Raw genomic sequence first — 12,712 nt, forward strand, 5'->3', positions numbered from 1 at the left:
AGTGGGGCACCTTTCCGAGGGAACAGGGGGGAATGTCACGAGTGCTGTGGCGTGGGTCACTTTGTAACTTCGCGCCCAAGAAGTTGCCGATACGCCCGACTTCGCAGTCGGTGTCTGTTTCGAGCATGGACGCTAAATGGACATTTCCGCTGTGATGCAGACAACTTAGGCGGCACTTGGAATGCGTGACACGGCACACACTGCGGAAGTGGGGCCCTCAGGGGGATGTGTCGACTCTGCCTGACTTGTCGTCAGCCGCGCGACAGCCGGGAATCGCTCGCGCTCTCGCCCCCGGAACGGTGTCGGCTCCGGTGGTGCCGACTGGGAATCCGGCGAAGATCCTTCTACCGTGGGGTCAGCCTGTCCCGGTGCCGCTGGACGACGTAAGGGGGCTTGGTGGAAGCCGAGTTGGGGACGCTCGCCGCCCAGGGGGCCACGGCTCTGGTCGGGCTCATGGTCACGGACGCCTGGCTGAAGATGAAGCACGGCGGCCGGCGGTTCACCCGCTGGCTCTCCCGGCGCGGGGAGGACGGCGAACTGGACGCGGCCCGCGAGGAATTGGCGGCGGCCAGGCAGGGCGGCGGCGAGGAGGACGCGGCGAACCGGCTCGCCGCCGACTGGGAGCGGCGCCTGCTGCGCATCCTCCAGGACGACCCCGAGGCGGCGGAGGAACTGCGCCGGCTGCTGGCCGAGGTACTGCCGGGAACGTCGTACGACATCGCCTTCGACATCCGGCCGGCCGCACCGGCGCCCGGCGTCCAGCCCGACCATCTCCCCGCCCTGACCGGCACGTTCAGCAACCGGATCGTCGAACTCGACCGGATGAACAGCCTGTGCGGCGAGCCCGACAGGGTGAGGCTCGCGGTCCTCGCCGGGCTGCCCGGGGTGGGCAAGACGGCGCTCGCCTGCCGCTGGGCGGACACCCGGCGCGAGGACTTCCCGGACGGCCTCTTCTACGTCGACTACGCCGCCCTGCGCGACGAGTCCGCCGTGGGCGCGGCCATGGGGTCCGCCGCGACCTCACAGGCCCTCGCCTCGATCCTGCGGGCGCTGCTGGGCAGCGACGCCCATGTCTCGGGGCGGTTCGAGGAGCTGAGGCGGCAGTACGAAACCCACTCCCGCGACCGGCGCATGCTCGTCCTCATCGACAACGTCACCGTGGCCGCCCAGGTACGAGCGCTGATCCCCACCGGTCCCGGCAGCACCGTCATGGTCACCAGCCGCAGCAAACTCGGCGAACTCGTCGCGCAGGACGGCGCCGAACTCATCAAACTGAAACCCCTCGACGCACCCGGCGGCCTGAAGCTGCTGAGCGACCAGTGCGGAGAGGACGTGGTCGCGGCCGAACCCGGTGCGGCCGGACGTCTCGTGGAGCTGTGCGGCGGACTGCCGGTGGCGCTGCGCATCGTGGCGACCCGGCTGACCACCGGCGACGCCCCCAGCCTGACGTACCTGGCCCAGGAGCTGGCGGACGAGGCCGAACGGCTGGAGGGCATCTCCCTGCCCGGCGGCGACTACTCGCTGTCGGCCGTCCTCGGCCCCTCCTACCGGCTGCTGCCGCCCGGACCGGCCCGCATGTTCCGGCTGCTGGGCTGGCTGCCCACGGGACTCTTCGACGAGTCGGTCGCGGCCGCCGCCGCGGGCGTCGACCGCCGCACGGCCAGACGGCTGCTCCGGGAACTGGCCGCCGCGAGCCTGCTGGAGATCGACCGCGACGGCCGCTACCGCGTCCACGACCTCGTCCGCCTCTACGCCCGCGAGCGTGCCGTGGCGGAGGAGCGGCCCGCCGAGGAGAGGGCCCTCATCGAGCGGGTGACCAGGCACTACCTCGTCCTCGCGGCCCTCGCCGACCGGGCACTGCGCGCGGACCGGCTGCGCGTCGCCGAGCTGACCGAGCTGCTGGAACGGGCCACGGACCCCTTCTCCGCACCCGGCGGCCCCGCCCCGCTGACCTGGCTCGACGCCGAGTGCCCCGCGATCCTCGCCGCCCTGCGCGCGGCCGCACGCCACCGCCTGTACGCCCTGGCCTGGCCGCTGGCCGAGGCGTTCACCGTGCTGTTCCTGCACCACCGCCACCTCGGCGCGTGGAAGGAGTCCCTGATTCTGGGCAGCGAGGCCGCTGCCGCGCTCGCCACCGACCCGGCCACCCCCGCCGACGTCGCGGCCGAGGCGCACGCCGGCGAGTCCCGGCTGCGCAGCCTGCTCTCGCGCCCGCTCACGGACCTCGGCGAGCACGACCGCGCCCGCACCGAACTGGAGCGCGCCGTCGCCCTCGCCGAGTCCACCGACCGACTGCTGCTGCGCGCCTCCGTCCAGGAGTTCCACGGCCGCCACCTCGAAGTCTCCGACCCCGCCCGGGCCGTGGCGACGTACCGCTACTGCCTCGACCTCAACCGCCGCGCCCAGGACCGGCGCGGCGAGGCCCTGGCCCTGCTCTTCCTGGGCTCGGCCCTGGACGCCCAGGGAGAGCACGAGCAGGCCCTGACCCTGCTCGGCCAGGCACGCGCGGACCTGCTGAACCTCCCCGAACCCGACGAGCGGATGGCGGCCCGGGCCCTCCTCGCCCTCGGCCGGGCCCAGGCCCACCGCGCCGAGTTCGACGCAGCCTTCCACGCGCTGGAAACGGCGGCCGACACCCTGAAGGCGCGGCACGCGTACAGCTACGAGGCCGACGCACGGGAGGAACTCGCCGACCTCGCGCAGCGGACGGGCCGCCACCGGGACCGGGTGCGCGCGTGGCTGAACCGCGCCCTCGAGATCCACGAGACGAACGGCAACCGGCGCGCGGACGACGTCCGCCGCCGGCTGAGGGACCTCAGCTGAGACGCGGAGACGCGGGGCGCGGGCGGAGTACGACGTCCTCGTCCCGCACCCCGGCGATCCGCAGGGTCAGCAGCGCCTCGCCCGGCGGTAGCCCTTGCCGCAGCCGGGCGTAGACGATCGCCGCCACGAGTCCGGGCGCCGCCGTCGGCCCGGTCACCGCCGCCTCGACCACCCGGCCGTCGCGCAGCCCCACCAGATGGCCACCGCCCCGCACCGCGCAGGCGGCCAGCAGACTGCCGGGCAGCCACGCCAGGGTGTCATGGATCCAGCGCAGCGCCTCGGCGATCGATCCGGCGCGGTCGGCCCGCTCGATCACCGAGGCGCTCTCCAGCAGCCGGCGGTCGCGTTCCGCGTCTGAGCAGGCGAGATGCGCCCAGCGGTACGGCGCTGCGCCGGGGCCGTCCTCCTCGGCCTCGGGTCCGCCGTGTGCGTACGCGCGCGCCTCGGCCGGATACCGGCGCACCGACACGACCGGACCGGCCGGCTCCTCGCCCGCTTCGGTGACGACCAGCCAGGAGGTGACGGGTTCGGCGGCCCGTTCCGGCACGGGCAGCAACAGGTCCGGCGGGGGTGCCGAGGTGGGCTCCGGAAGATCCAGCAGTTCGTAGACGGCCGCGCGGAGCCGCGCCGCCGCCCGGCCCGAGCCGGCGAAGGCCCGCCGTGCCACAGAGGTGTACCGCTCGCTCGTGTGGTCGCGTACGACGTCCTCGATCCGAGCCGCCAGATCGCCGCCGGGATCCAGGCGCGGGGCCGCGGCGGCCAGATCGTGCGCCGCCGTCTCCGGCACCGCGTCGGCGCCGAACGCGGCGAGCAGCAGCGGGTGGCCGAGGGCGGCACCGTACAGGGTCACCGAACCGTGGTCGCCGATCACGACGTCCGCCGCGACGAGCGCCGCCCGCCAGGCGTGCACGGGTGGCATCAGCAGGAGGCCCGCGTCGAGCGCCGACGCCTGGAGCGCGCGGATCTGCCAGGTCCCGTGTGCCGACCAGACATTGGGGTGGACGACGGCCGCGACCCGGTAGGCGTCGTACGGCAGCGCGCCCAGCAGGCGGAGCGGCAGATCGGGATGCCGGCCGAGCAGGGAGGTCGGCCCCCAGGTGGAGCTGATCACGACGAGCCGCCGGCCCTCATCGACACCGAGGGCCTGCCGGTACGCGTCCCTGCGGGCCCGGGCGGCGAGCAGCTCGTCGTAGCAGGGGTCGCCGAGCAGCAGGGTGCGGCCGGCGGTCTTCGGGTGGGCGGCGAGCAGCTGTCGTTCCTGATCCGGGTGCGATACGGCGAGCCAGGCCCGGCCGGACTCCAGGAGCGCGTCGGGGACGAGGCCGGACAGCCGGTCGTGCGCCCCACGTGCGTCCGGGACCCGCTTCTGGAAGCCCACGCCGTGCGGCAGCACCAGGACCGGGCAGTCGCCCTCCGGTATCTCCACGTTCTCGCTGGCCGTGAGGATGAGATCGGGGCTGATGTGCGCCAGCTGGTCCCAGGGCATGACCCGGCATCCGGAGTCCCGGAGGAGTTCCCGCACCCCGTCGGCGAAGGCGGAGGTGGGGTCGTGGGCGAAGACGACGCTCACCCGTGGGTCGTCACGCAGAAGCCCGGGCAGCACCTCCAGCACGCGCACGGTGGAGGTGACGGTACGCGCGGCGACCACGAGCGTCCGCTCGTCGGGGAAGGTGCGCCAGCGGTGGGCATCGGGGCCTACCGGTACGCGCAGAAAGCCCTCAGCCGGCTCCCGGCTCCCGGCTCCCGGCTCCCGGCTCCCGGCTCCCGGCTCCCGGCTCCCGGCTCCCGGCTCCCGGCTCCCGGCTCCCGGCTCCCGGTACGGTCGCCTATCACGTGACAAATTGGCTGACAACCCTTCAGGAAAGCTCGGCTCCGGTGGACCGCTCCACGGTAACGAATCACGCAGGCCGAGCCCAGGCTCAGGGTGGGCCGGGTGCCGGTACCAGACCGAGTCGCTGGGCGCGCAGCACGGTGCCCAGACGGTCGCGGGTGCCCAGCTTGCGGTAGATGTTCTCGATGTGCTTGTGCACCGTGCGGACGGAGATGCCGAGGCGTCGGCCGATGGCGTCGGCGGTGAGCGCGTCGGTGAGCAGCAGCAGGACGGTCGTCTCGCGCGGGGTCAGCGCGCAGTCCGCCGCCCGTTCGTCCGGCGCTCCGCCCGGTCCGAGTCCGCGCCGCCAGTCCTCCAGCAGCTTCCGCTGCCGCTCCACGGCCGCCAGCAGCGGCTGTGCGCGCTCGGCCATGACGAGATGGTCGTCGGTGAAGTCCGTACCGGCGCGGTAGACCAGGCAGCCGGTGACCGGGGTGGTGCTCCCGGGCAGTGGCACGCCGAGCACATGGTCGACGTCGAGCGCCTCGCCGAGCAGATGCGCCATGGGACTGTCCGGCCAGCGCCGCCCCGCCGTCCGGCGGGCGGTGACGGGCATCCGGTCGGTCCTGTTCGCGTAGTGGCGGGCGAAGGGATAGCCCGCGCGGAGCAGCGCCAGGTCCGCTTCCCCGAGCCGCTCCAGCTCGGCGGCGGCAGCGCCGGGTGCCGCCCCGATCGTGCCCCCGTGCTCGCTCCAGTCGTCGAGCTTGTGGATGACCGCCTCGCCGCCGCACAGGTCCGCCAGGGCACCGGCGAGCAACGGCCACAGGCGCGCGGGCTCCCGTTCGTGCAGCGCCGCCACGGCCACCGCCGTCATGCGTTCGTAGGCCTTCTCCAGCCCCACCTGTTCCTCTCCGGTCGCCTCGGCGGCGCGTCCTGCCCGTCGCGTACGTACTTGTACGCATACCCCTACGGCCCTCGACTGTCGCACACTGCAACCCGGCGGCACCGGCCTGAGCGGACGGACGTCCGACGGGCCGCCGGCACGGGGGAACGGCGGCCCGTCCGGTGCCGTATCCCTTCGCCCCCTCACTCCGGGACCCCTCACTCCGACCGGGGCCCACTCGTGCTATCCCGACCAGGCCGCGACGCAGAGCGCGCGGTCCACCTCCTCGGTGTAGCGGGCCGCCCCCAGCCAGGCGCGGGCGAAGCGGTCCGGGTCCGCGGGAAGCAGCCGGCCGAACACATCGCGGGAGCGCTCCGCTGCCGCCGCCTGGAGCTCCTCCAGCAGACCACCTGCCGTGGCCAGCCCGGACCGGTTCAGCCGCCGGACGTCGGCGGCTGTGTCGCCGGGGAAGGACAGCACCCGCCGACCGCCCGAGACCGCCTGCTGGACGCGGCGGCGCAGCAGATGGACCGGAGCCTCCTCGGCGCTGGGCGCCGCCTGCACCGGGGACGCGGGCGCGGTGGGCAGGTCCGCGCGCTGCAGCCGGTCCAGACCCATGTCGATCCGAGTACCGGACCGCGCCGGATGCTCGGTGGCGAGGAGCTGGGCCCGGGGGTGCGGGGCCGGGGTGAGCCGGGCGACGACCCGGAGCCGGGCGCCCCGGGCGGCGGCCAGCAGACGCAGGTTGTCCCGATGCGCAAGCGCGGGGTGGTCGTGGGCGGCGGTCAGCCGCAGTACGACGCCCTCGCAACCGGCGAGCAGACAGTCGCCCGCCGCCTCCACCGCCGTACCGAGCAGAGTGACCTCCAGGAACAGCAGGTCATGGCCGCCGTTCAGGGCTTGAGCGAGTTGCTCGGCCACGGGGACCTTCCAGAGCCTGTCCAGCGGCTCCTCGCGCCAGCCGGCGCCGGACGCCCCCACCGCACGCACTCCGGCGCCCGCTCCGAGCCGGCCGGTGGGGGAGACCGTGGCCCCCGACACCGCGAGGCCCGCACGGGACAGCTCCCGGTGGGTCAGGGCCGTGTCACCGAGTCGGACCGCCCGATCGGCCGCGCCCACCGCACGCCCGGCACCGCCCGGAGCGACATCGGACACCTGGTACAGCCGCCCCTGGGCGTCCGCGGTCCAGGTGACGGCGCCGGCATAGCCGCTCGCGGTGAGCACCGGCTCGGAGAACAGGCCGTACAGCCGCAGCGAGCCGTCCGGGCGGTACGGCTGCCGTGCGGTGCCGCGCAGCGCCGTCAGTTCGGCGCCGGTGGCGTGCGGGATGCGGTGAGCCACGGAAAGGACGTCACGCAGGCCGCCGACCAGGTCCGCAAGGCGGTACGCCGGATCGGCCGCGCGGGCCGCGCGCAGCGCGGCGACCACGGAGACGGCCGAGGCGGCGGCCCGGTGCAGGCCCGCGAGCCGCGCCGCGTGCGCGGCCCGCAGCAGCTCCGCCTGGAGCACCGCGCCCGCCCCGTCCGCCCCGGCTTCGAGTACGGCGGCCGCTGCGGCGCGGAGTACGAGCGCGGCGGAGCGCTGCGCGGCGTCGGCCGACTCGGACTCGCCCCCCTGCTGTGCGGTGCCTGCCGCCTGTGTCGCGATCGCTGTCTTCGCGACGCCTGGTCCCTGGGCGGTGAGGGTCGATTCCGGCCGACTGCCTCTTTCCTGGGCGGTGGGGGCCGCTTCCGGTCGAGTGCCCGATGCATGGGCGGCGGCAGCCGCTTCCGGCCGTGTGCCTGCTGCCTGTGCGGTGGGGGCCGATGGCGGCCCCGGCGCCCCCTGCCCGGCACCGGCCGTCTCCGGTTCCACCGTGTCCTTCGCCCAGGTCGCCGGATCCCCCGAACTGGGCCCGTGCACTTCGGCGTCGGTGTCGTCCGCGATCGGGGCTGCCGACGCGGCTGCCGCGCGGTGGAGGCAGTCCGGGGCCAGCAGACAGCCGCAGCGGATGCCGTCCGCGCCGGTCACCGTGCCGTCCGGGGCGTGCAGTTCGAGGTGGGTGTCGTCGTTGAGGGCGATGCGCACCGTGTCGCCGTCGCGAACGGTGGGCCGGTCCGCCAGCTTGGCGATGCCCGCGTCGAGGCGCTTGCGCAGCCGGGGCGACAGCGCCGCGACGAGTTCGGCGGTCACGGACGGGGCGACCGGAGGGAGATCCGCGCTCATGCCCTGCCTCATGCCTTGGCTCATGCGACCTTCTCCCCTACCCAGCGGGCGAGTTCGAGCGGACTGAGAGCGGCCACGGGCATGCCCGCCGCCACCAGCTGCCCCGCCACCCCGGTGGAGTAGCGGGGCAGGCCCGCGTCGTCGAGGCTCGCGCAGCCCAGCACATGGCAGCCGGCGCCGACCAGGGCGCGGACCTCGGCGAGCAGCCCGCCGACGGGGTGGCCCTCCTCGAAGTCGCTGACGACCACGACGAGCGTGCGTGAGGGCACGGTGACCAGTTCGCGTGCGTGCCGCAGCCCGGCGGCGATATGGGTGCCGCCGCCGACCCTGACCTCCAGGAGAAGGGAGAGCGGGTCCTCGACGTGGTCGGTCAGATCGATCACCTCGGTGGAGAAGGCCAGGAAGTGCGTGGACACGGTGGGCACCCCGGCCAGCACCGAGGCGGTGAGCGCCGCCCAGATCGTGGATGCCTCCATGGACCCCGACACGTCGGTGACCAGGATCAGCCGCCAGTCGGCCGAACGCCGGGCTCGACTGCGGAAGACGGGCCGCTCGGGAACGACCCGCACCGTGCCGTCGCGCATCCGGCGGGCCGTGGCCAGGTTCGCCCGCAGGGTGCGGGGCAGATCGAGGCCTGCGCCGGGGCGCCGGCCGGGTCGGGGCAGCGCGGTGCCGTGCAGCGCGGGGCGCAACCGGGTCGCCAACTGCCGGGTCAGGGCGTCCACCAGGCGCCGGACCAGCGGACGCAGCGCGGCCAGCCGGGCCTCCGGGAGGCCGCCGGCGTGCCGCAGCACCGAGCGCAGCAGGTCGATGGAGGGCCGTACGCTGTCCGGATCCAGCTCCGCGAACACGTCCTGTCGGCCGGCCGCCGCAGCCGCTGCCAGCACCTCCTCCCGGATGCCCGGGCCGAACAGCGCCGCCAGTTCCTCGGACCACTCCCGCACCCCGGGATACGGCGCCCCGCGCCCGCCACCGGACCCGGCGCCGCCCCGGCCCGGGAGACCTCCGCGGCTGCCCTCGCCATGACCACTGCCGTACAACTCGTCCAGAGCGGTCGCCAGGCGCTGCGCCGGGCCGGACAGTCGGCTGCTCCTGCGGCCCAGCACCAGACGCCATCGGTCGGCCGGAGCGAGCCGGTGGTCGTCGTCGGCGGCGCCGAGGGCGTCGGACCTCGCGGGATCCTCGGTGTCCGTCGCAGCGCTCGCCTCGGTGGGCCGGTGCGGTGGCAGGAGTCCCAGGTCGGCCAGGCTCTGGCGGGCCGCGAGGTCGGCGCGGGTCCACACCGCGAGGGTCGCGGGATCGACACCGCCGGTGTCGTCCGGGCGCTCTCCGTCCAGACGCTGCTCGACGGTGGCCAGCAGTCGGTCGCGGCCGGCCGGGCTGAGCGTGTCGAAGCCGCCGCGCAGCGCCGGCAGCCGGTCGAGGAAGTCCCGGTCGGACAGCTCGACCATCCGGTGCAGCAGCGGTTCCAGCGCGGGCGCCGCCGACTCCAGCAGCGGACCGGCCGCGCTCAGCAGACCGGCTAGGCGGGCGGTGAGCGCCGCCCGGGATCCGGCATCGCAGGCACCGTCCACCCAGGAGGCGACCCGGTCGCCGAACGCCTGTGCCTCCTCCTGCCCCAGCAGCACGCGTACGGCTCCGGCGGCGCCCCGCATCAGCGGGGAACCGTCCGCCGCCAGCCGGGCGAGCGCGTCGGCGAGCCGTATCCCGCCCAGCGCGTCGGCGCGGTGGGCGAGTTCCAGCAGGGCGTGTGCGTCGGCCGGGTCCTCGGAGCCGGTGAGGCCCTCGACCTGGCGCACCGCCGCGGCGGTCAGCACGTCGGCGGCGGCCGCCGCCCGCGCCGTACGTTCCTCGTCGCCGCTGCGGGCGGCGAGGCCGGCGATGTGCCCGGCGCGCAGCCGGTCCAACAGGGCGAGACCCGCCAGGAGTTCGGGCAGGGTGCCAGAGGCCGGCAGCACCTCGGCGGTGTCGGCCAGTCGCTCGTCCGTGAGCTCCGGCAGGCCGCACTCCGCCGCCAGTTCCAGCCCCCGCAGGGTCTGCGCCGCCGTGGGTCCGCCCTCGTCCCGCTCGACGCGTCGGTCTTCGCGCAGCACACCCTCGGCGGCCTGCGCCGCTGTGACCCCGCGCATGCCGGCCGCGGTCAGCATGGCCGCGGTGGCCGGTGTCCAGCGCACCTCCCAGCGCGAGGTGAGCGCGTCGGCGCCGCCCGCGCCGGCTACCGCCCTCGGCTCGCCGTACGGCACCGCGCACACCGCCAGGCGGCGCAGCAGGAGTTCACGGCGGCGGTCCAGCTCCGAGCGGAGCGGGTCCAGGCGCAGGTCCCGCGCGGCCCGCTGACCCGAGTCCGCCGGGCCGGGCAGCCCCAGCTCGGCGAGTTCCGCCTCGACCGCCGGTGCCAGTCCGCAGCGCGGCGCGTCCGGGGCCGGGCGGCCGGTGCGCGTCCCGACGAGCACCCTCTCCATCGCCCGGGCCACGGCCCGCCCCCGCCCGTACGGCTCGCCCTGCGCAAGCACCGTCTGCACCGCCTCGACCAGCTCGCCCCGGCCCGCCGCGGGCAGCCCCCGCAGCCGGGCGAGATCACCGGCCAGCCGTGCGATCTCCCGGGCGTCGGCGGGCCCCGACGGGTGGCCCAGCGTCCGCAACTCGGCGCACACCCGCACGGCGGCCCGCGTCAGCGCGTCCTCCAGCGCGACGGGGTCACCGGCCGCGTCCAGCACCAGGTGCTGCCACTCCGGGTCACGGATGCCGGCCGGATAGCCCGAACGTTCGTCGAGCAGGGCGTAGTTGTAGGGAATGAGAGAGGTCGTCCAAGCGGTGGCAGGGTCCTGTGCCTTCTCGGCAGGGGGAGTCGGCGCCGCCGCGACGGCGTCTCCGCCGGCGGTCGGGGCCAGGAGCGCCGGGGCGTGGAAGGCGCCGACGAGCACGGCGGCGCGCTGGCCGTTCGCCGTGGCCGCGGCGAGACACGAGCGCATCCACCGCTCGCGTCGCAGATCCAGCTCCGGCACCCCGCCCGAGGCCGACGCCTCCTGCCGCAGCGCCCACCCCGTCAACAGCGCGGCCCGTCGTACCGCCTCCGGCGCACAACCGGGAGCGGCGGCCTCGACGAGACGGTCCCACAGGTCGTCACCGGGACGGCCGGTGAGCCGCGAACGCAGGCCCGAGGTGATCCTGGCCGCAGCGGAAGTCTTCGGTGCCGGTGCCGGTGCCGGTGCCGGTGCTGGGGCTGGGACCTGGGCCTGGGGCGCTGCCGTCGCCCCTGCCTCCGCGTCCGACTCCCGCGTTTCCGGCACCCGCTCCGGCTCGGGCGCTCTCGCCCACGCCCGGTCTGCCAGCGGCAGATCGCACGCGATCACCGGCACCCCGTTGCGCGCCGCCCAGCGCACGGCCGCCAGTTCCGGCGAGAAATCGGCGAAGGGATAGAACGCCGGGCCCCCGGCGCCGTTCCCGGGCGCGGCGGCGAGGGCGACCGGAGCCCTGGTCTCCTCGTGGGCGAGCCAGGGCAGCCAGTCCTGCATCTCGGCGGGGAGCTCGACCAGCAGAACCTCCGGGCGGGCCGCGTCCAGCAGCGCCGGCACGGCCGCGGCGAGGGAGGGCGAGTGGTGCCGTACCCCGATGAGGTAGGGCACCGCCGGGTCGGTCAGCGCGGTTACGGCGGCCTCGGGATCGGCGAAAGGCGCACAGCGGGCGTCGGGATCGCCGTGGGCCGCGAAGCCCGTGGCGAGGTCGGTGGCAGCCGCGGAGCCCGTGGCGGGAGCAGGGTCGGTCACGGTCGACGCGTCGCGGGAAGAGACGGGGGACACGGCCGTCAGCCCTCCAGGACCGTACGCAGGTCCCAGAGCGTGCGCCAGGTGGCCGAACCCTGTTCGGCCCGGCGCCGGACCGGGCCGTCCCAGTAGCCGCGCAGCCGCGCCGCGTCCGCCGGATCGTCCTTGCGTACGACACCGAGGAGATGGCCGGGCAGCAGCCCGAGCACGTCCCGGTCGCCCGGGAAGTACGCCGCGGCCAGCCCCAGCGCGCCCGCCACGGACACGGCCTCAGCGGTACTCATCACCGTGGACGGCCGTTCCACCTCCCAGCCCTCAGCCGACCGCCCCTCCCGCAGATCACGGAAGACGGTGACCAGGGCCTCCAGGACGGCGTCGTCCACCTGGAAGGGCGCACCCGCCCGTTCCACCGACGCCCGGGCCTGGCCGCGCACCAGTGCCGTCTCGACGTCGAGGTCCGAAATGGGGCCGACGGTCTCGAAGTTGAAACGGCGCTTGAGCGCGGCCGACATCTCCGAGACGCCCTTGTCCCGCAGGTTGGCCGTGGCGATGAGGTTGAAACCCGGCGCCGCGTGCGCCAACGCGTCTTCGCCGCCCGCCAGTTCGGGTATGGCGATGCGCCGCTCCGAGAGCAATGACACCAGGGAGTCCTGCACTTCCGGCAGACAGCGGGTGACCTCCTCGACGCGGGCGATCGCACCCCGGTTCATCGCGGTGAGCACCGGCGACGGAACGAGCGCCTGCCGACTGGGCCCCTGGGCGAGCAACAGGGCGTAGTTCCAGCCGTACTTGAGCTGGTCCTCGGTCGTACCGGCCGTTCCCTGCACGACCAGCCCGCTGGTGCCGCACACCGCGGCCGACAGCAGCTCCGACAGCATGGACTTGGCGGTGCCGGGCTCACCGACGAGCAGCAGGCCCCGCTCACCGGCCAGCGTGACGACACACCGTTCGACCAGTGCGCGGTCGCCGACGAACTTGCCGGCGATCTCCAGCCGGCGCGGCACGCCCTCCGGCGCCTCAGCGTCGTCGGGGAGCCGCAGCGCCCGGCCGCCGCTGCCCATGACGAAGGTGACGACGGCCCGGGGCGTGAGCCGCCAGGCGGGCGGCCGGGGACCGGAGTCATGGGCGGCGAGGAAGGCCAGTTCGACGGCGTACCGGTCCTCGGGCGGGACGATCTGGCGGGTCGCGTCGGGCGCGAGTGCGGTGGTCATCGGCGGGATTCCTTCG

The 12,712-nt window shown here is 75.1% G+C and carries 6 protein-coding genes; 1 reads left to right on the forward strand and 5 read right to left on the reverse strand.

The annotated features are described in order from the left end of the window. The first annotated feature begins 396 nt into the window (after positions 1-396). On the forward strand, positions 397-2,823 hold the full coding sequence (locus ACWCQS_RS23880; RefSeq protein WP_451006316.1) for an NB-ARC domain-containing protein: 2,427 nt from the start codon (positions 397-399) through the stop codon (positions 2,821-2,823). Here the strand turns inward: ACWCQS_RS23880 and ACWCQS_RS23885 are convergent. The 5 genes from ACWCQS_RS23885 to ACWCQS_RS23905 form a co-directional block, all read right to left on the reverse strand. Further along, positions 2,816-4,471, reverse strand: coding sequence for a hypothetical protein (locus ACWCQS_RS23885; protein ID WP_451006317.1), 1,656 nt, complete (start codon positions 4,469-4,471; stop codon positions 2,816-2,818). The genes ACWCQS_RS23880 and ACWCQS_RS23885 overlap by 8 nt on opposite strands. Positions 4,472-4,742: 271 nt before the next feature. Further along, entirely contained in the window at positions 4,743-5,534 is a 792-nt protein-coding gene (locus ACWCQS_RS23890; protein WP_451006318.1) for a LuxR C-terminal-related transcriptional regulator, read from the reverse strand. Positions 5,535-5,759: 225 nt separating this feature from the next. Then, complete coding sequence (locus tag ACWCQS_RS23895) at positions 5,760-7,721, reverse strand: hypothetical protein (RefSeq protein ID WP_451006319.1); 1,962 nt, start codon at positions 7,719-7,721, stop codon at positions 5,760-5,762. 20 nt (positions 7,722-7,741) lie between these two features. Next, on the reverse strand, positions 7,742-11,347 hold the full coding sequence (locus ACWCQS_RS23900; protein WP_451006457.1) for a vWA domain-containing protein: 3,606 nt from the start codon (positions 11,345-11,347) through the stop codon (positions 7,742-7,744). 179 nt (positions 11,348-11,526) lie between these two features. Continuing rightward, a complete protein-coding gene (locus ACWCQS_RS23905) occupies positions 11,527-12,696 on the reverse strand; it encodes an AAA family ATPase (RefSeq protein ID WP_451006320.1) in 1,170 nt (389 codons plus the stop codon). Positions 12,697-12,712: the final 16 nt, after the last annotated feature.

It is taken from the genome of Streptomyces sp. NPDC002076, from assembly GCF_053593835.1.

What these genes read in the sequence shown, in the direction of transcription:
- ACWCQS_RS23895 (WP_451006319.1), bottom strand. Translation starts at nt 7,721, where the DNA reads ATGAGCGCGGATCTCCCTCCGGTCGCCCCGTCCGTGACCGCCGAACTC.
- ACWCQS_RS23905 (WP_451006320.1), bottom strand. Translation starts at nt 12,696, where the DNA reads ATGACCACCGCACTCGCGCCCGACGCGACCCGCCAGATCGTCCCGCCC.